The sequence below is a fragment of the Acinetobacter colistiniresistens genome (assembly GCF_000413935.1).
Taxonomy (GTDB): Bacteria; Pseudomonadota; Gammaproteobacteria; order Pseudomonadales; family Moraxellaceae; genus Acinetobacter; species Acinetobacter colistiniresistens.
The window spans coordinates 203,789-223,080 of the sequence record NZ_KE340382.1; the positions used below are offsets into that span (position 1 = coordinate 203,789).

Consider the following 19,292-nt stretch of genomic DNA (forward strand, 5'->3'; position numbering starts at 1 on the left):
AAGAGAGGCCTCCCCCTCGTGAAACCAGAGGGTTAAGAATAGATTTCATTAGAGGAATAAATATGCACTTAGCGCAACGTGCAGCTGCTATCGTTCTCACTTTAGGCCTAAGTGCAGGCTTAGTCGGCTGTGGCTTTCACTTGAAAGGAAGCAACACTACAACAGCACCATTGGTTTATAACAAACTGACTTTAGTATTGCCTGACAATACCGATGAGTTGGAAAATCGTCTCAGTATCTATCTCAGTGCGACAGGTGTACAGCTCAGTAACGCCAATGATGCTTATGTACTTCGTATTCTGGATTACACGCCGCGTCGCCAATTGTTGAATGGTAAGTTGACAGAAGTGTTGCTACGTTTAACCGTGACCTTCCAGATTGAAGACCGTCAAGGCAAGAAAATCACTGAACCACGTACCTTAACCGCCTCTCGTACCTATCAATACGATGTTGCAACGGTGAACACGGATAACCAACAAGAAGCCTATCTCAATCGAATTATTGTCGATGACATTGCACAGCAAGTGACTCGTCAGATTGCGGCGAACCGTTTACCCAAAGCTCAGCCATAATCACGATTTATGAAACTGGATTATGTTCAAGCCTTAAAACGTGTGGGTGAGGCTCGCGGTGCATGGATTATCCATGGACAAGAGCCTCTACTGGAGCAAAACCTGCTCGATGCATTCCGTAAGAGCTGGCAGCAACAAGACGTAGAACGCCAACGCTATGACATCAGTAGCGTGAATGACTGGAAAAATGTTTTTAATGCATTGAATAGCCTGTCCCTCTTTTCGCAACAACTTGCAATTGAAGTACATGGCAATATCAAGCCCGATGCCAATGGCTTGAAACAGCTGAAAAGCTATATCCAGCATAACGAACATAATCTTTTGTTGATTGTTTTACCCAAACAGGACAGTAGCAGTTTAAAGTCTGCCTTCTTCCAGGTGGTTGAGGCCAATGGTGTGGTGGTTCCACTTACCGCAACCTATCCACAAGATCGACAACGTATCTTAGCTTTAGAAGCAGAAAAGCTTGGTATTCAACTCGATAATGACGCATGGCAATGGTTGATGCAGCATCATGAACATAATCTTCTGGCTGCCAAAAATAGCCTGATGCGTGTTGCCGATACCTTTCCCGATATTCAACAGATTCAGATTGAACAGCTTTATGCCTGCTTGCAGGATCAATCGCGTTATACCACCTATGATCTAAGTGATGCTTTACTGGCAGGAAATCTGGCACAGTCCGTCAAGATTTATCAATATCTGATTGCTGCGGGTGAACCTGATAGTCTGATCTTATGGACCCTGAGCAAAGAAATGCGCTTATTGATGCAATTGTTTGAACAACCGCATAATGCAATTCAACTCGGGATCTGGAAAACCAAAGTTTCACAGTATCAACAAGCGCTACGCCGCTTAAATCCAAGACAGTTTCTAACTTGGTCTGATTTATTATTGCGTATTGATGCAGCGATTAAAGGTATGTCTAAGGAAAATCCAGAACAACTAATGCTACAAGCTTTAGCTGAGCTCTGTGGTACGACCTTATTCACACAACCCAGTTAAGCCTGAGCATCCAAAAATAAAAATAAGGGATGATATGATGTCTTTTGATTTAAATCCCCTCTACATTGAGCAGATAAAAAATCTATTTAAGCATGCGGACAGCCTGATCATCAGTGCTGGTGCAGGTATGGGTGTCGATTCAGGTTTACCTGATTTTCGGGGCAATCAAGGCATGTGGCAAGCTTATCCAGAACTGGGCAAGCAGCGCATCGATTTTAGCGAAATTGCCAACCCTGCTGCGTTTAAACGGCATCCACATTTAGCTTGGGGTTTTTATGGACACCGCTTGGCACTCTATCGCCAAACCACACCCCATCAAGGCTTTTCCCTGCTGAAGCAATTGGCTGAGCAATTAGAACTGCCCTATTTTGTATTTACCTCGAATGTCGATGGGCAATTTCAAAAAGCAGGCTTTGCACCTGATCAGATTTATGAATGCCACGGCAGTATCCATTATTTGCAATGTCTGAATGTCTGTCAGCAGCATATCTGGTCAGCGAATGAATTGATTCCTGACATTGCTCAGCATGATTGCCAATGGCAAGGACCATTACCTCAATGCCCTGTCTGTGGCCATTTAGCACGGCCAAATATTTTAATGTTTAATGATGCGGCTTGGATCAACCAACGCCAGATGCAACAAGCAAAACGCCTCGATCTCTTTTTAAAAAACCACCATCAAGCTGTTGTTATTGAAGTGGGAGCAGGTACCGCCATCCCCACCGTACGCTCTTTTAGTGAACGATTTGCCCCGCGACTGATTCGGATTAATCCACGCGAATCTGCGATCCCGTCAAAAGCAGGTATTGCCCTTCCTTCAAATGCGCATGCAGGTATCTCTAGTATTTATCGGATTTTTATAGAATAACTTTGCCGCAAAAAGGAAAATAATTCTCATTATAGTTTAAAAATATTCACGCTTTATCCTCATTTCACTTTTATACTAGCTCCAGTTTCTCACTTTTGACCTGTTGACATGCCAAAAACAAACACTAAAAAGATTCAGCCTCGTAAAATCATCGTGATTGCAATCGGGGTATTGATTATTGCAGCACTCGGCTGGATGTTCTTCAAACCGAAAGCCCAAGCACCTCAATATATTAGCGCCGAAGTCTCTCGTGGCGATATTGAAAACTCGGTCTTGGCAACAGGGGTACTTGAAGCCACCAAAATGGTCAGTGTGGGGGCACAGGTCTCTGGTCAGGTGAAGAAAATGTACGTTCAATTGGGTGACCAAGTAAAACAAGGTCAGTTGATTGCACAAATTGATTCAATTCGTCAGGAAAATGAACAGAAAACCGCCGAAGCCAACATTAAAAATCAGCAGGCACAATTGGCCGTACAACAAGCCAATTTGGCCAAAGTTGAGGCGGAATATAAACGTCAGCAAGCCATGTTCAATCAGGATGCAACCTCACGTGCCGAGCTAGAAGCAGCATTAGCCAACTTTAAAACAGCACAGGCACAGATCACATCGATTAGTGCGCAGATCGAGCAGTCCCGCTTAACCTTGGCTACAGCGAAGGAAAATTTAGGCTATACCCGTATCGTTGCGCCGATGGATGGAACCATTGTGGCCATCGTGACCGAAGAAGGTCAAACGGTAAACGCGAACCAAACGGCGCCGACCATTGTCAAATTGGCGAAACTCGACACCATGACCATCAAGGCGCAGATTTCTGAAGCGGATGTCATGAAAGTTGAAAAAGGCCAAACCGTTTATTTCACCACCTTAGGGAATAGTGACAAGAAACATTACGCAAAATTGCGTCAAGTTGAACCAGCACCAAATTCAATTAATACCGAAACCACCAGTAGCAGCAGTTCATCGACCTCCAACGCTGCGGTTTACTATAATGCGCTGTTTGATGTCCCGAATGAAGATGGCAAACTCCGTATTGATATGACTGCACAAGTTTATATTGTGCTGGCAGAAGCGAAGAATGCACTGACCGTTCCTGCTGCTGCCATTCAGACCCAACGTGGCAACCGTGGTAGTGGTAAAGGTAATTCAGCCAATGCCAACAAATCAGAACAAGTGAAAAAACCAGATGCTGACCAGACCCAACGTCCAAAACGTCTGGAGTTGAGCGAAGAAGAAAAAGCCTTGATTGCACAAGGTAAAGCATCAACAGGTATGGTTCGAGTCCTGCAAGCCGATGGTACAGCTCAACCACAGCCTGTACTCATTGGTCTGAATAACCGTGTTACAGCACAAGTGCTAAAAGGCTTAAAACTGGGTGATCAAGTGGTGATTGCCGATGCATCTGACAGCTCAAATGAAGCAGCCAAACGTAGCAGCCAACGTGCAATGAGAATGTAATATGACTCAAGATCAAATACATTCATCACAGCCACTACTTGAGGTCAGTCAGCTCACCCGTGAATTTCCGGCGGGTGAAGGAACAGTACAAATCCTGAAAGGGATTGATCTCAAGATTTATGCAGGTGAACTGGTTGCCATCGTTGGACAATCCGGCTCTGGTAAATCGACCCTGATGAATATCTTGGGGTGTCTGGATAAACCGACTGCAGGCAGTTATCAGGTCAATGGTCGGGAAACACGCCAGCTTGAACCGGATGAACTGGCACAGTTACGCCGTGAATATTTTGGTTTTATTTTCCAGCGTTATCATTTACTCGGTGATTTGAGTGCTGCGGGCAACGTTGAAGTCCCTGCCATTTATGCTGGCGTAGACAGTCACATTCGCCAAGAACGTTCTGCGGAACTGTTATCTGAACTGGGCTTGGCTGAACGGTTGCACCATCGCCCTAGCCAGCTCTCAGGCGGTCAGCAACAACGTGTTTCGATTGCCCGTGCGTTAATGAACGGTGGGGATGTCATTCTTGCCGATGAGCCCACAGGTGCCTTGGATAAACATAGTGGTATTGAGGTGATGCGTATTTTGCGTGAACTGAATGCCAAAGGTCATACCATTATTCTGGTCACCCACGATCTCAATGTTGCCAAAAATGCGACACGTATCATCGAGATCAGTGACGGAAATATTATTTCAGACCGTGCCAATACACCCGAAAATACCGATCCTGACCTAGAACGCCAGCCACTGCAACGCACAACACAGAAGAAAACCTCTGCTTGGCGCTCTTTCTTCGACCGTCTGGGTGAAGCCTTCCGTATGGCGCTGCTGGCCATGAATGCCCATCGCATGCGTACGTTTTTGACCATGCTTGGGATTATCATCGGGATTGCATCTGTCGTCTCGGTAGTGGCGCTCGGCAATGGCTCACAAAAACAGATTCTGGAAAATATCAGTAGTCTGGGAACCAACACCATTACCGTCTATCAAGGACGTGGTTTTGGTGATAATTCACGTGCCTCCCAAGTTAAAACACTGGTTCCCGCCGATGCAGAAGCACTGGCTGAACAACCTTATGTTGATGGGGTCAGCCCTTCAGCCAATACCAGTGTGACCTTACGTTATAAAGATACCGAAGCCTCAGCAACGGTCAATGGTGTGAGTGCTGACTTCTTCTATGTTCGGGGTCTGACCTTTAAATCGGGGCAGCCTTTTGATAAAAGCAGCGTTACCCAACGTGCTCAAGATGTGGTGATTGATACCAATACGGAAAAGACCTTCTTTGCTGATGGTACCAATCCTGTTGGTCAAGTCCTGCTCTTGGGGAGCGTGCCAAGCCGTATTATTGGCGTGATTGACGCACAGCAAGGCTTCATGAGCTCAGACAGCCTGAATGTCTACCTGCCCTACTCGACCGTGATGAGCCGGATGTTAGGACAATCCAATGTCCGTAGCATCATCGTGCGGATTAAAGATGAATATCCAAGCAGTGCTGCTGAGAATGCGATTTTAACCCTGCTTGAACAGCGCCATGGCGCACAGGATGTGTTTACCCAAAACTCTGACAGCATTCGTGAAACCATTCAGCAAACTACAGCCACCATGACCTTACTGATTTCAGCAATTGCCGTCATTTCTTTGGTTGTTGGTGGTATTGGCGTGATGAATATTATGCTGGTCTCGGTGACCGAACGTACACAGGAAATCGGGGTGCGCATGGCCGTGGGTGCACGACAAAGCGATATTTTGCAGCAATTCCTGATCGAAGCAATTCTGGTCTGCTTATTAGGCGGTGTGCTTGGTGTTCTCCTGTCCTTGGGGATTGGACAAATCATTGGCCATTTTGCCAAAGGGGTAATTGAAATGAGTTATTCAACCACCTCCATTGTCGCAGCCTTCGTCTGTTCAAGTCTGATTGGTATTGTATTTGGCTTCTTGCCTGCACGAAACGCAGCACAACTCGACCCAGTTGCTGCCTTAGCGAGAGAATAAGGAATTTGAGTATGTCTTTTCAATTCACAAAATTAGGACTCGCCCTGGTACTTACTGGTTCCTTAGCTGGTTGTTCTGCTGTGGTCAAAACCCCCTATAACGCACCAACAGTCCAAGTGCCGCAACAGTTCCAATACGATGCGCAGAAAAACAAGAGTCTGAATCTAACCGATCAATGGTGGACCCTGTTTAATGACGCTCAACTAAATCAGTTGGTCTCTCAAGTCTTGGCTAAAAACAGTGACTTAAGCGTTGCAGGGATTACCCTCAAGCAAGCACGACTACAAGCAGGTCTGGCTGAAAACAGACAAGGGATTCGAACCAGTTCCAGTGTTTCCGCAGGGCATAATATTGATCTACGTTCCGGCGATGGCTCTGACCGCGGTTTATCCACCAGTGTCGGTGTCAGCTATGAACTGGATTTATTTGGCAAACTGGCCAATCAAACCGAAGCCAGTCGTTGGGAAGCGCTCGCAACTGAACAGGACTTACAAGCAACTGCTCAAAGTTTGGTAGCAACCACAGCCAAACTGTATTGGCAACTGGGCTATTTGAATGAACGTTATCAAACCATTCAGCAAAACTTGGCATCGACCCAAAAAATCTATTCTTTGGTTCAATCACAGTATAAAGCGGGTGCGGTGTCTGGTTTGGATTTAACCCAAGCTGAGCAATCGGTACAAAGCCAGAAAGCCAGCCTTAGCCAGATTGAACAGCAACGCGTCGAAGCACGTACCGCGATTGCCGTTTTGCTACATGAACCTGTACAACAACTGAATATTCAAGAGCCTGCTCAGTTACCTCGCAATGCCCTCCCGAATATTGCTGTTGGCTTGCCTGCCGATATCCTATCGCGTCGTCCAGACTTACAAGCTTCTGAGTTACGCTTGCGTAAGACCTTAGCCAATAAAGATGCGACCAAAGCCAGCTATTATCCATCCATTAATTTGACGGGAAATGTCGGTTCTTCAAGCACCTCTTTAACCCAACTGTTAAAGAATCCTGCTTTGACTTTGGGTGCGAGCTTGAGCCTGCCCTTTCTTCAATATAATGATATGAAGAAAGACATTGCGATCAGTGATCTTGAATATGAAAAAGCCATAATCCAATACCGCCAAACGCTATACCAAGCTTTTGCCGATGTAGAAAATGCGCTATCCAATCGCACTCAGCTAAATCAGCAAGTACAGTTACAGCAACGTAATGTCGAGCTGGCAGATAAAACAGAACGTTTAACCGAAGTGCGTTATCGCAATGGTGCGATTGCCTTAAAGAACTTACTAGATGCGCAGGAAACCACACGTAATGCCCGACTCAGCTTGGTAGAAACCAAGCAGAATCAATACAATGCCTATGTGACCTTAATGCAGGCCTTAGGTGGCAGCCCAGTAAAAGAACTGCCATAACCCTAGTTTAGACAGCTATGTTTTTGTATTCACTCTACAACAGGCGTTGCAGCATTTTGAATGAGCTTGGCACTTTTGATATTGTCCCGATCATCAAAAACAACCTCATATGAAAGTTGTTGACCATTGAAATATATTTCTGTGGGAGAACCAATAATCTCCCACAGACCAATGGTCGCAATATCCGCGGTGGTATGCCACAGTGTACGGCTGATTCTTGCCCCTTTTGAATATCCCTGCTGGAAGGTATAGATCTCTTTGCGTTCACCATTCTGGATTTCAGATGTGACTGGCGCACCGAGTTCAGAAATCACATTATTTCGATGTTTGCCAACTTCTAAAACCGATAGATTCTTTTTATGCGGTTGGTTACTTGCCATCACCGCAGCACAACCTTGCAGTGAAAGTACAATTACCAATCCTAAAGCCACATATGTTTTCTTCATGTTTAAATTAACTTCCCCGAACGCTAAAAAATAATATGTTCATCGAGATTCTCTTCAGAATTTTCGATTCAAACAAAACCAGCCTTAATTAGCATATAAATTATTCGATGACAAATGATTAATTATACTTATTGATATATTTTCAACTGATCGCTTATTGTTGAATTGAATATTATGTTAAAAATTATGAAACAAGGCTTACTAGTTTTTTATTGACGTAAATATTACTGTTGCATACGCTAATCAGAATAAATCTAAGTAAGATCGAGAATTTAATTGGTTATGCATAGTCTATGTTTAACTATGCATTTAGGGAGAGGAGAAAAGCAAAAATGCTTAGAAAGTTAGGAGAGTTTCCAAATCGAAATACTGTAGAGTATGCAACCTTACTTGTTTATATAAAAAACGTTCTTTTGCCGCAACATCTCCGCTCTTATCATTGGGAGCATGATGAAGACTCAATGATCATTGTAGGCGTTTCATCAAACGGACGGTTGTGTAGGAAAAGTGTTTACCTTGATTCATTAGAATTAGCCGAAGATTTTGCCATCTACTTACATGAACTATTTAAAAAAAGAAAATATAATTCAGACTACAGAATTGAATTACTTGTTGAGACTACTTCTAGCGGTAAAACCGTATCTCGCTGGAAAGAAATTGACTCTAAAAAGGTAAGAGAAGTACTCTCGTCATAAATACACACCAAGACAAAATATTTAAGTAAAATTTGACATGCGTAGCATTCACCCAAAAATGAGATCAGAGAAAATCCTATGGCAGCATGGCAATTTAAAGTCTGCTTAATTCCCAAAAGCTGGTTCAATGCCAATGGGATAGACGTTTCTAGATTTTATGATGCAGAAGGTCATTATGATGTCTCTTTTACTTGGAAAAATCGTCCAGTAAATAATGTAAAAGATGAAATTATAAAATATTACCCCTTATCTAAATCATGGCATGAAGACTTAGTTAGTTTCGGGGATGAAGAAAAAACTGACGGGCAAGCATGGTATGAAGAAGGTGAATTAGAAAACATTCAGTTTCGAATAGATATGCGTGGTAATTTTGTTTTAGATATTGAACAAATCGTTGCTATTGCGCAGAAGCTTTCTTGTGTATTGTTTATACCTGAACAAAAGTGTATAGCTGAACCAAATGTATTTAAAGTAAGCAGTCATATTAAAAAATCAAATGCGTATTTATTCGCTAAAGACCCTGAACAATGGCTTAACAGTATAGAAGACCATAATAAATAAGTTCACAAGATGGGTTATATTTTTTAGAATTCCATCATATTGTTAAAAAAACAAAGCCGCTATAAAAGCGGCTTTATCAAATAATTTAGATCAATCTAATTATTCATCATCCATCATGCTTTGGCTCATACCCACCGTGTTAAAGCCACCATCGACATACATAATTTCACCTGTGATACCAGAAGCCCACGGCGAGCAAAGGAATAATGCGGCATTGCCCACTTCTTCAATGGTCACATTACGTTTCAGTGGTGCAATCTTTTCATTGGCATCTAACATTTTACGGAAAGATTTAATCCCTGAAGCTGCCAAAGTACGGATTGGACCAGCAGAAATTGCATTGACACGAATACCGTCTACACCCAAGCTTGACGCTAAGTAACGAACACCTGCTTCTAATGATGCTTTGGCCATTCCCATCACATTATAGTTCGGCATCACACGCTCAGAACCTTGATAAGTCAAAGTCAATAAACAACCTTGGCGTGCTTGTAATAATGGTTTAGCCGCACGCGCCATCGCGATAAAGCTATAGGCACTAATGTCATGCGCAATTTTAAAACCGTCACGATCGGTCACATCAGTAAAGTCACCGTCAAGCGTATGTGCAGGGGCAAAACCAATTGAATGCACTACACCGTCTAAACCATCCCAGTGTTTTGCCAATTCAACAAAGGCATTGTCAATTTCTGCGTCAACCGCAACATCACAAGGGAATACCAGTGTTGAGCCAAACTGTGCTGCAAAATCATCCACACGTTTTTTCAACTTCTCGTTTGGATAAGTAAACGCAAGCTCTGCACCTTCACGGTGGAGTGCTGATGCAATACCAAAAGCAATCGATAATTTACTTGCAATACCAGCAATCAAAAAACGCTTACCAGCTAAAAGTCCTTGTGACATCTTATTCTCACTCGAAAAATTTTCACCACATCATGCCAATATTCCGTCTAGAGCGGAATTGCATAATCCATCTTTTTTACAATCTTGCATAAAAAAATCGCCTTCAAGTGAAGACGATTTGTATTTTTACCTAAATTGGAACTTAATCATCACCACGAAGTAAGCTCAATAAACGCAGGAATGAATAATACATCCACACCAAAGTCGCCAATAAGGCGATGGCACAGATCCATTCAAATGCTTTTGGCGCACGTTGTGCAGCCGCATTTTCAATCAAGTCAAAATCCAAGATCAGGTTTAATGATGCAATCACGGCAACAAAAGCAGCAAAACCAATCCCTAACCAGTTGCTTTCAAAAATATAAGGAATGCTTGAACCAAATGCTAAACGTAAAATGATCTGTACTACAAACACCAAGGCAATCGCAATCGATGCTGAAATGACAATGGCTTTAAACTTTTCAGTGGCACGGATCACTTGGAATTTATATAAAGCAAATAAAACCAGAGTTGTGACGAAAGTCGCCAACAACGCTTGTAATGGCACGCCCGGATATTTCAACTGGAAAATAAACGACACACCACCTAAAAACGCCCCTTCAAATAAAGCATATGGAATGGCTAAAGCAGGTGCGGTATTAGATTTAAAGGTGGTAATCAGAGCCAGAATTAAACCACCTACAGCCCCGATGATTGTCGCAGCATAGGCAATGGAAAGATTGGCGGTCATCGCACAGTAGAAAAATAAGGCCATGCCTAAAACAGCCGCAATCACGGTTAACAGCACTGACTTCTGGATCGCCCCCTGAATGGTCATTGGCTCAGCCAAATCTTGATAGGTTTCTACCCGCGTTAAAATAGGGTTAGTACTTTGCATGTACGCTCTCTTTTTTATAGTTTGCAATTAAAATCCGAGTTTAAGCGATTTTTTGATCAATCCCAAATATTTTTAGCGCATTAAAAAAGGAGCCTAAGCTCCTTTTATGTATGACCACAAAATCAATTACTTATCGTTATTCATGATAAAGAAGTATTCCCGATAATATTTCAGTTCAGCAATCGAATCACGAATGTCATCCATTGCCAAGTGTGAGGCATTTTTCTTTAAACCGCTCATGATTTCCGGTCTCCAGCGTTTCGCTAACTCTTTCACTGAAGAAACATCCAGATTACGGTAATGGAAGAACTGTTCCAGCTCAGGCATTAAACGATGCAAGAAACGGCGGTCTTGGCAAATTGAATTACCACACATCGGCGAAGATTTTGGACTCACCCATTTCTTTAGGAACTCAAGCGTTTGCTGTTCTGCATCTTCAGCCTTTAACTTACTGCGGCGTACCCGCTCAATCAGACCGGACTGGCCATGTTGCTTGGTATTCCACTCATCCATCGCATTTAGAATCAAATCAGATTGATGTACCGCTAAAACAGGTCCTTCAGCCAAGATATTCAAATGGTCATCTGTAATAATTGTTGCAATTTCAATAATCTTGTCGTTATCGGTATCGAGACCTGTCATTTCCAGATCGATCCAAATTAATCGTGTATCAGGGGTGCTGCTCATGGATGGCGATTCTAATGTGCTTAAAAACATCAATAGTAGCAAATTAATTACATCTTGGCTGTAATTCTATAGCGGCTTCGTGCTATTTTTGCGGTCTTCTAAGTGTGGATTTTTTGGGATATGAATGGCTTTAATTCGTAAGCGTCGTTTAACCGAACAACAGCAACGTCGTATTGAGAAACAGCATAAATCACGTCAAGACGACATTGATACATCGCAAGATCTGGATGGACTGGTTGTTCAGCATTATGGTCGTCAACTCGAAGTACAAGCTTTATCTGTGCCTGAACAGCACCCTGAAAAACCACAAGTGGCTGAAGGTGAACCGGAACCATTCTGGAAACCAATCGAACTCGACAGCATTTGGCGTTGTCACACCCGTACCAACCTAGAACTTTTGGTCACAGGTGATCGGGTTAAATGGCAAGCCGATCCCATTACGGGCTTGGGCATTATCACCGCGATTTATCCAAGACAGTCATTGCTGACTCGTCCAGACCGTTATCACAAGGTCAAACCCGTCGCTGCCAATATCAGTTTGATTGTGATTGTATTTGCCCCGCTGCCAGAACCCGCTCCAACCTTGATTGACCGTTATCTGGTCGCGTGTGCCGATGCCAATATTCCAGCCTTACTGGTGTTAAACAAATCAGACTTGCTCACTGAAAATGATCCAATTCTGACGCTATTGAGTGAGTATGAGGCGTTGGGTTATGAAACCCTGATTTGTCATTCACGTGGCGATCTCTCTGAACTATCGGCACGTCTGGATAATGAAACAGTGGCCTTCGTCGGACAGTCAGGTGTCGGTAAAAGCTCCTTGATCAATACCATTGTTCCAGATGCTGCGCAGAAAACCAACGTGATTTCAGAGAACTCAGCGCTCGGTCAACACACCACCACCTCCACCCGTTTGATCAAATTTGGAACAAACGGTGCCTTGATTGATTCTCCCGGAATCCGTGAGTTTGGGCTATGGCATCTGAATCTGGAAAAAGTACGAACTGGCTTTCCTGAAATTGAAGCCCATCTCGGCCTTTGTCAGTTCCGTAACTGCACCCATACCCACGAAAAAAATTGTGCGTTGAAACAATCGGTTGATGCGGGTGAAATTTTACCGCGTCGTCTAGACAGTTATCTGCGCCTGTTGGATGAAATTCAGGAAGCACAACAAAAAAGTTAATTTTCTTCGGCTTCTGCCCTTGAACTAACATTTTTGATCACCATTGAGATAAGTTATACTCAGCATCAATTTTGATTTTAACTTTAGGTGACTTGTGGAACGCTGGTTAGAGTTTATGGGGAATCACCCCTTCTTATTTGGTACGCTCGGCGTGTTAATCGTGTTGTTCTTTATTTTAGAAGGACAACGCAATGGTCGTAAAATTTCACCACAATCACTGGGTATTTTGGTCAAGGCAAAAAATGCCATGTTGATCGACCTACGTGATGGAAAAGATTTCCGTGATGGCCACATCAGCGGTAGCCGTAACATTCCATATAGCCAGATCACCAGTCATATTGATGAATTAAAAGCAAGTGATCGTCCTTTGGTCTTCATTTGTAACTTAGGGCAGGTTGCAGGCTCAGCCTTGCAAAAAGTTGCCCATGCTGACAGTTACCGCTTAGACGGTGGCATTAGCAACTGGAAAGCTCAAGGCTTGCCTTTAGTGAAAAGCAAAACCAAAGCTTAAGGAGCGATAAAATGACTACTGAAAACGTCACCATTTATTCAACGCTGTCTTGCCCGTATTGTGTGCGTGCAAAACAATTACTCGAGCGTAAAGGTGTGGCTTTTAAAGAAATTAATCTTTCCAATGAAGCACCAGAAGTTCGTCTTGAGTTAATGCAACGTACCAATCATCGTACGGTGCCGCAAATTTTTATTAAAGATCAGTTTATCGGTGGTTTTGATCAACTTTATGCTTTAGAGCGTGAAGGTAAACTCGACCAATTATTAGCTTAACAACATCTAAATCCAAGATTTAAGGAAAAACAATGAGCGAAGAACAAGTTCAACCACAACTCGCGTTAGAACGTATTTATACCAAAGACATTTCTTTCGAAGTTCCTGGTGCACAAGTTTTCACGAAACAATGGCAGCCAGAACTCAACATCAATTTATCTTCTGCTGCAGAAAAAATTGATGCGACTCACTACGAAGTGTCTTTAAAAGTTGTGGTTCAAGCAAACAACGAAAATGAAACTGCGTTCATCGTTGATGTGACCCAATCAGGGATTTTCTTGGTTGATGGTGTAGAAGAAGATCGCCTTCCATACATCTTGGGCGCTTACTGCCCAAATATCTTGTTCCCGTTCTTACGTGAAGCGGTGAATGATCTTGTGACTAAGGGTAGCTTCCCTCAATTGTTGCTTACACCAATTAACTTTGATGCTGAATTTGAAGCAAATATGCAACGCCTACAAGCGGATGCTGATGCGCAAGGCCAAGCATAAGCACTATTGCTGTAAGATAAAAGGACTGATTTTTCAGTCCTTTTTTTCTAAGATCAATATACAATCGTTCTAAAGGTTAAATTAATCCGCGCCGCGCTCACTTTCTTGGTGGGAGGCAGGCGGTGTAACCAATAAGTCTGCGTGGTGTCTTTCATCACCAATAGACTGCCATGTTCTAAATAGAGTTCGACTTTTTCTTTGCTCTGCTTATGTTTAAAGGCAAATTTACGCTCTGCGCCAAAACTAAACGATGCAATTGCACCATCTTTTTTTAAATCAGTTTCACCATCACTATGCCAGGCCATGCCCTCATCACCACTATGATAAAGATTGAGCAAACAAGAGTTAAATGTTTCGCCAGTTAGCTTTTCAGCCAGTTGTTTTAATTCAACTAACTCCGTTGTCCATGGCAAAGCATATTTATTTATATTGGAATAGGTATATTCAAAACGCCGATCGCCATACCACGCCACTTTACGTTTAGTCGTTAATAACTTGCCAAAGATCATGGCTTGGTCGTTTTCCCATGCAATCGTTTGCATCAGCTGATCAAAATAATGATCGGCAGCCGCAGTCTGCACTACTTTGCCGTAGTACTGTACCGTACCGTCATAGGGCAAATGATTCTGCTCTGGGTCAGCTTCAATATCAAATAGTTGCATCTTTCCACTTCTTATAGGCCTGCTGCATACAATGTCCACAAGGTCGGTAGCCCTGTGCAATCGCTTCATGCTCATCGACAAAAAAGACTCGATTGTTTTTCAGCATGCGCTTCCCTGAGGCGCAGGTCAATCTGCCATAGATTTTAAGCTGTGCGTTTCCAGCATACAAAATTTCCTGCTGTTTCAGTTTCAGATGCAGCTCGGTCTGCGCCAATTCACAATGTCGCCACATCAGGCTAACTCAGCGCATCATGAAAAATAATCCCTAAGCTATAACGCTCCCCTTGATGAACTGGGCTGACCCCATGTTTCATATTGACCCGATAATAGCCCTGACTGCCTTTTTCAGGCTTAAACTGAGTCGTGAAAATCAGGATATCACCTTGCTGTGGCTGCATCACCATGGCTTTAGACTGCGCTCTTGGGTTTTGCTGAGTGAAGACCAACTCGCCACCCGTAAAATCAACATTCGGCTGACTCAGCACAATCACCAGCTGTAAAGGGAAATACACCTCACCATATAGGTCCTGATGTAAGGTATTAAAGCCCCCTTGCCCATATTTCAAGATCAATGGCGTTGCCAACGTTTGCCCATGTTGATGGCACTGCTGTAAAAATTCAGTATGGGAGGATGGAAAGGAACGTTCTAACCTCAACACCCGAAACCATGCATTGGCAATCGGTGCCAAATAAGGATAGAGCTCATGCCGTATCCGTCCAATTAGATTCGGCAAGGGATCACTAAAGTATTTGTACTCGCCTAGGCCAAAGCGATAACGCTGCATCTCTACGGTTTTACGATAGCGCTCTGGTTGCGAATACATCTGTTTTAGCAACTCACATTGCGCACTCGATAAGATCTGCTCAATCTTGGCAAAACCATGCTGATGGAGTTGTTCAGTGATTACCTCCCAATCCCCCGCATGGATTTTACTGATCGCCGTTTCGATTTGAATCTGTTCAGATAGCAGCATGGGTTTGTGCACCTTCCCAACCGATCAGTGCGGTTTTACGCAATGTTCCCCATTCATAGCCACCGAAAGCACCAGTCGACTGAATCACCCGATGACACGGAATCAAAAATGCCACAGGATTACTGCCAATCGCAGTCCCCACAGCACGAGCCGCTTTGGGATGATCAATGGCTTTGGCCAACTCACCATAAGTCGACAGCTGTCCCATTGGGATCTTGAGCAGGCTTTGCCACACTTTCAGCTGAAACTCGGTACCTTTTAAATGCAATTTAATATCAGCCAATTGCCGAGGTGCTTTTTGAAACAAGGCCAAAGCACTTTGCTGCAAGGCATCGATCTGCTCGATAAACTGAGCTTGAGGAAATTGGCTCTTTAACTGCTGCAAAGCATCAGCCCGATTGTCCACAAAACTCAGCGCACAAATGCCTTTATGGGTGGATGCAATCAGCACTTCGCCAAATAAGGTCTCTGCAAATTGATAATGAATCGTCAGGCTCTGTCCACCATGTTTATATTCGGCTGGGGTCATGCCCTCAATCTGGATAAACAGATCATGCAGGCGACTGGTGCTGGACAGTCCAGTAGCAAAGGTTGCATCAAAAATACTGCCCTGCTCCTGTTTTAAAATCTGCTTGGCATATTCAACACTCATATACTGCAAAAATTTCTTCGGACTGGTACCGACCCACTCGGTAAATAAACGCTGAAAGTGCGCTGGGCTTAAATGGATATGCGCAGCGACCTCATCCAGTTGTGGCTGTTGCTGAAAGTTTTGTTGGATATACTGAATCGCTTGAGCAATACGCTCATAATTACGTTGTTGTGAGGACATATCATCACCTCTCATCATTCATGTTTTTACTGTAGCAACTTTGCCATACAGAGAAAATCTGAATCATGCTCAGTCTGCATTTTGTCTTTCTATCGTCTCAAATATCAATAAAAAAGCTGCACTCTTTTAAGTACAGCTCTATGACTTCGATGACCAAGCTTTATAGATTAATGGGTGTAATACTTATGTCCCTGGTCACGTAATTCAGCAATCTTTTTGCCTTGTTTTTTCGCTTCATCCAGCTTACCTGCTTGAACCAGCAGTTTGGCTTTATCAATTTCTACGACAATCTGGTCAAATAAAGCGGTCGATGCTGGCACTTTATCTTTGGTATTCGGCGCCAATTTATATTGTTTTGAATGGGTCGCAGCTGCACGCATATTATCCAAAGCAGCTGTTGCAGCCTGTGGCGTTGCAGCTTGGTTAAACGCTTTATAATTTTTTCCCAGCGTTTTCATATCATCTTCTAAACCCGCAGCCATTGCCGTATGGCTGAAGGCAAAAGCGGATAACATCACGACGGTGGCTAAAGTTTTTTTAATCATTCGGATATCCTATCAAAAACTGTGGCTATGCTTGATTTGTCTTCAGCAAATACCTCGTACTGTGTATTCCGATGTACAAGGGAAATTGCTGATTTAGCATACATAAAAAATGCAACGATTTCGTTGCATTTTGATAAATGAGATCAGTCCAATTTTATAGGCGACGGCGTAAAGCATCGGCAATCGACTCAACCAACTGCTGCGAAATCTCTTGTTTCGATGCCTTTTCCAGCTCACGCTTTTTCATATGATAAGACTGGGCAAAGAATACGGTCATGGCATTTTCATCTGAGGCAAAGCCGATATCTGGACGTGACACATCATTGCAGGCAATCATATCCAGTTTCTTCGCCACCAGTTTACCTGCAGCGTATTCTTCAACATTTTGCGTTTCAGCAGCAAAGCCAACCATGAAAGGACGCTCATCTTGCTGTGCAATCGTCGCCACAATATCCGGATTTTTAACCAGCGCAACCGCAAGTTCATCACCTGCTTTTTTAATCTTATGCTCAGCCACTTGTGCCACACGATAATCTGCCACTGCTGCAGTTGCAATAAAGATGTCACAGCCGTCTTTCAGTTGATTCATGCTGACATCTAGCATCTGCATGGCAGAACTGACATTCATACGTTGTACACCATTCGGTGTATCCAAACTGACAGGGCCAGCCACCAAAGTCACTTTTGCCCCTGCTGCATAGCAAGCTGCTGCCAAGGCAAAGCCCATTTTTCCAGTACTGTGGTTGGAAATATAACGTACAGGGTCAATCGCTTCACGGGTCGGGCCAGCGGTAATGGTGACGCGTTTTCCAGCCAGCAAACCAAACTTTTCAGCAAGCGCACGTTGTGCCTTATGGAAATAGGCTGCAACTTGGCGCGCTAGATCTTCAGGTTCAGGCATACGCCCTAGACCGACATCACCACAGGCTTGCTCACCCGCATCTGGCATGATCACATGCACGCCATCTTCCACCAAAGTTTGCAGATTACGCTGTGTCGCTTTCGCTGCCCACATTTGTTGATTCATCGCAGGGGCAACCCAAACTGGTGCTTTGGTGGCCAGATATAACGTACTGAGCAGATCATCTGCCAAACCATTGGCAAATTTTGCAATCGTGTCGCAGCTGGCAGGTGCCACTAGAACCAGATCAGCCCAACGTGCCAATTCGATATGTCCCATGCCTGCTTCGGCCTCAGGATCAAGCAATTCAGTATGCACAGGATTGCCTGAAAGTGCTTGAAAAGTCAGTGGGGTAATAAATGCTTGTGCGCCATGGGTCATGACCACACGGACATCGAAACCGAAATCTTTTAAACGGCGCACCAAGATGGCACTTTTATAGGCAGCAATACCACCTGTAACCGCTAATATAATGTTTTTATGGGGAATAACACTTAGATCGAAGCTCACAAACAGGATACCTTACTGTTGCAGTGGCGCTCACAATAGCATTAAATAACGGGATACCCAAGTAGCACCCTCAACATTTCAGCACTGACGATGATCGAAAATCGTGTTGAGATGAGGCCATATAAAAGGAAAAGACGTGCAATTATTTTTGCGCGTTAAAAAAATAATCACAATAAAATCAAAGGAAAATCAGCGATTGAATCAATCCATTAAAACTTGGCCTGAACAAGAACGTCCAAGAGAACGACTTTTATCCCAAGGCCCACAAAGCTTATCCGATGCTGAATTACTGGCGATTTTCCTACGTTCAGGCTCAAAACAGCATTCTGCAGTGGAATTGGCGCGTATTTTGATTCAACATTTTGGCGGACTTAATTTGATATTTGATGCCAATCTTGAAGATTTATCCCAATTTAATGGCATTGCTTCAACCAAATATGCACAGCTGATGGCCGTAAAGGAACTTGGACGGCGTTATCTGAATAATCATTTCCAGCAACAACGACTTTGTCTGGATACTTCAACACTGGTGCTCGACTATTTACGTTATGAACTGCAAGGTGAAAAACAGGAAGTTTTTGCCGTGCTGTGTTTAGATGCCGAACTCAGAAAATTGCATTTTAAAAAGCTCTTCTTCGGCTCACATCATTCCTGTACTGTCTCGCTGAATCAAACCCTCCGCTATGCCCTGCAACAACAGGCCTGCCAAATCGTAGTAGCGCACAATCATCCCTATGGCATTGCCCAACCATCAACAGAAGATATTTATCTGACCCAACAGCTGAAACAAGCCTGCAAACTGTTGGAAATTCATTTGATCGATCATTTTATTATTTCAGCTGAAGGCTATTTTTCATTTTCTGAACAACAACTACTCAACCCTATTCAAACCAAGCAATCTCGCCTTGACAAAGCTTAATTCAAACAGGAATATCAAGACATAAAA

The 19,292-nt window shown here is 43.5% G+C and carries 23 protein-coding genes; 13 read left to right on the top strand and 10 right to left on the bottom strand.

From position 1 onward, the window contains the following. The first annotated feature begins 62 nt into the window (after positions 1-62). The 6 genes from F907_RS02725 (at position 63) to F907_RS02700 (ending at position 7,296) form a co-directional block, all read left to right on the top strand. Entirely contained in the window at positions 63-572 is a 510-nt protein-coding gene (locus tag F907_RS02725) for an LPS-assembly lipoprotein LptE (protein ID WP_005277271.1), read from the top strand. 9 nt (positions 573-581) lie between these two features. Further along, complete coding sequence (gene holA / locus F907_RS02720; RefSeq protein WP_016653097.1) at positions 582-1,577, top strand: DNA polymerase III subunit delta; 996 nt, start codon at positions 582-584, stop codon at positions 1,575-1,577. A gap of 37 nt (positions 1,578-1,614) precedes the next feature. After that, positions 1,615-2,445 carry an SIR2 family NAD-dependent protein deacylase gene (locus F907_RS02715; RefSeq protein WP_032862384.1) on the top strand — a complete coding sequence of 277 codons (831 nt, stop codon included), beginning with the start codon at positions 1,615-1,617 and terminating at the stop codon, positions 2,443-2,445. A 108-nt stretch (positions 2,446-2,553) separates the two neighbouring features. Next, on the top strand, positions 2,554-3,900 hold the full coding sequence (locus F907_RS02710; protein WP_016653099.1) for an efflux RND transporter periplasmic adaptor subunit: 1,347 nt from the start codon (positions 2,554-2,556) through the stop codon (positions 3,898-3,900). Between the two features lies 1 nt (position 3,901). Beyond that, complete coding sequence (locus tag F907_RS02705; RefSeq protein ID WP_005239735.1) at positions 3,902-5,890, top strand: MacB family efflux pump subunit; 1,989 nt, start codon at positions 3,902-3,904, stop codon at positions 5,888-5,890. An 11-nt stretch (positions 5,891-5,901) separates the two neighbouring features. Continuing rightward, complete coding sequence (locus F907_RS02700; RefSeq protein WP_016653100.1) at positions 5,902-7,296, top strand: efflux transporter outer membrane subunit; 1,395 nt, start codon at positions 5,902-5,904, stop codon at positions 7,294-7,296. A gap of 29 nt (positions 7,297-7,325) precedes the next feature. Here F907_RS02700 and F907_RS02695 read toward each other — a convergent pair whose 3' ends face one another. Next, positions 7,326-7,742, bottom strand: coding sequence for a hypothetical protein (locus F907_RS02695; protein ID WP_005239748.1), 417 nt, complete (start codon positions 7,740-7,742; stop codon positions 7,326-7,328). 293 nt (positions 7,743-8,035) lie between these two features. Here F907_RS02695 and F907_RS02690 point away from each other — a divergent pair, with 293 nt between their 5' ends. Both F907_RS02690 and F907_RS02685 read left to right on the top strand, forming a co-directional pair. Further along, on the top strand, positions 8,036-8,437 hold the full coding sequence (locus F907_RS02690; protein ID WP_228129562.1) for a phospholipase D-like domain-containing protein: 402 nt from the start codon (positions 8,036-8,038) through the stop codon (positions 8,435-8,437). A gap of 78 nt (positions 8,438-8,515) precedes the next feature. Next, positions 8,516-8,998, top strand: a complete 483-nt coding sequence (locus F907_RS02685) for a hypothetical protein (protein WP_016653102.1) — start codon at positions 8,516-8,518, stop codon at positions 8,996-8,998. Positions 8,999-9,097: 99 nt separating this feature from the next. Here the strand turns inward: F907_RS02685 and F907_RS02680 are convergent, their stop codons facing one another. The 3 genes from F907_RS02680 to orn form a co-directional block, all read right to left on the bottom strand. Next, positions 9,098-9,901, bottom strand: coding sequence for an enoyl-ACP reductase FabI (locus tag F907_RS02680; RefSeq protein ID WP_004655876.1), 804 nt, complete (start codon positions 9,899-9,901; stop codon positions 9,098-9,100). A gap of 142 nt (positions 9,902-10,043) precedes the next feature. Beyond that, on the bottom strand, positions 10,044-10,778 hold the full coding sequence (locus F907_RS02675; RefSeq protein WP_016653103.1) for a Bax inhibitor-1/YccA family protein: 735 nt from the start codon (positions 10,776-10,778) through the stop codon (positions 10,044-10,046). Between the two features lie 126 nt (positions 10,779-10,904). Further along, positions 10,905-11,465, bottom strand: coding sequence for an oligoribonuclease (gene orn, locus F907_RS02670; protein WP_005146882.1), 561 nt, complete (start codon positions 11,463-11,465; stop codon positions 10,905-10,907). A 124-nt stretch (positions 11,466-11,589) separates the two neighbouring features. Between orn and rsgA the strand changes: the two genes are divergently transcribed. From rsgA to secB, 4 genes are all read left to right on the top strand, one after another. Continuing rightward, entirely contained in the window at positions 11,590-12,648 is a 1,059-nt protein-coding gene (gene rsgA / locus F907_RS02665; protein WP_016653104.1) for a ribosome small subunit-dependent GTPase A, read from the top strand. A gap of 94 nt (positions 12,649-12,742) precedes the next feature. Further along, entirely contained in the window at positions 12,743-13,159 is a 417-nt protein-coding gene (locus tag F907_RS02660; protein ID WP_005239768.1) for a rhodanese-like domain-containing protein, read from the top strand. 11 nt (positions 13,160-13,170) lie between these two features. Further along, on the top strand, positions 13,171-13,431 hold the full coding sequence (gene grxC, locus F907_RS02655; RefSeq protein ID WP_005239771.1) for a glutaredoxin 3: 261 nt from the start codon (positions 13,171-13,173) through the stop codon (positions 13,429-13,431). Between the two features lie 32 nt (positions 13,432-13,463). Then, entirely contained in the window at positions 13,464-13,922 is a 459-nt protein-coding gene (gene secB, locus F907_RS02650) for a protein-export chaperone SecB (protein ID WP_004804306.1), read from the top strand. A 53-nt stretch (positions 13,923-13,975) separates the two neighbouring features. Here the strand turns inward: secB and F907_RS02645 are convergent, their stop codons facing one another. The 6 genes from F907_RS02645 to coaBC form a co-directional block, all read right to left on the bottom strand. Further along, positions 13,976-14,584, bottom strand: a complete 609-nt coding sequence (locus F907_RS02645) for an alpha-ketoglutarate-dependent dioxygenase AlkB family protein (RefSeq protein WP_016653105.1) — start codon at positions 14,582-14,584, stop codon at positions 13,976-13,978. Continuing rightward, a complete protein-coding gene (locus F907_RS02640; RefSeq protein WP_016653106.1) occupies positions 14,571-14,816 on the bottom strand; it encodes an Ada metal-binding domain-containing protein in 246 nt (81 codons plus the stop codon). The genes F907_RS02645 and F907_RS02640 overlap by 14 nt, the downstream gene beginning before the upstream one ends. A 4-nt stretch (positions 14,817-14,820) precedes the next feature. Next, the gene (locus F907_RS02635; RefSeq protein WP_016653107.1) at positions 14,821-15,558 is read right to left on the bottom strand and encodes a 2OG-Fe(II) oxygenase; all 738 of its coding nucleotides are present in this window, start codon (positions 15,556-15,558) and stop codon (positions 14,821-14,823) included. Further along, complete coding sequence (locus tag F907_RS02630) at positions 15,545-16,390, bottom strand: methylated-DNA--[protein]-cysteine S-methyltransferase (protein ID WP_005277300.1); 846 nt, start codon at positions 16,388-16,390, stop codon at positions 15,545-15,547. The genes F907_RS02635 and F907_RS02630 overlap by 14 nt, the downstream gene beginning before the upstream one ends. 167 nt (positions 16,391-16,557) lie before the next feature. Then, positions 16,558-16,935, bottom strand: coding sequence for a cytochrome b562 (locus F907_RS02625; RefSeq protein ID WP_016653108.1), 378 nt, complete (start codon positions 16,933-16,935; stop codon positions 16,558-16,560). A gap of 154 nt (positions 16,936-17,089) precedes the next feature. Continuing rightward, positions 17,090-18,346 carry a bifunctional phosphopantothenoylcysteine decarboxylase/phosphopantothenate--cysteine ligase CoaBC gene (coaBC, locus tag F907_RS02620; protein WP_016653109.1) on the bottom strand — a complete coding sequence of 419 codons (1,257 nt, stop codon included), beginning with the start codon at positions 18,344-18,346 and terminating at the stop codon, positions 17,090-17,092. Between the two features lie 196 nt (positions 18,347-18,542). Here coaBC and radC point away from each other — a divergent pair, with 196 nt between their 5' ends. Further along, positions 18,543-19,265 (top strand): RadC family protein, encoded by a 723-nt coding sequence (gene radC / locus F907_RS02615; RefSeq protein ID WP_005239780.1) that lies wholly within the window; start codon positions 18,543-18,545, stop codon positions 19,263-19,265. Positions 19,266-19,292: the final 27 nt, after the last annotated feature.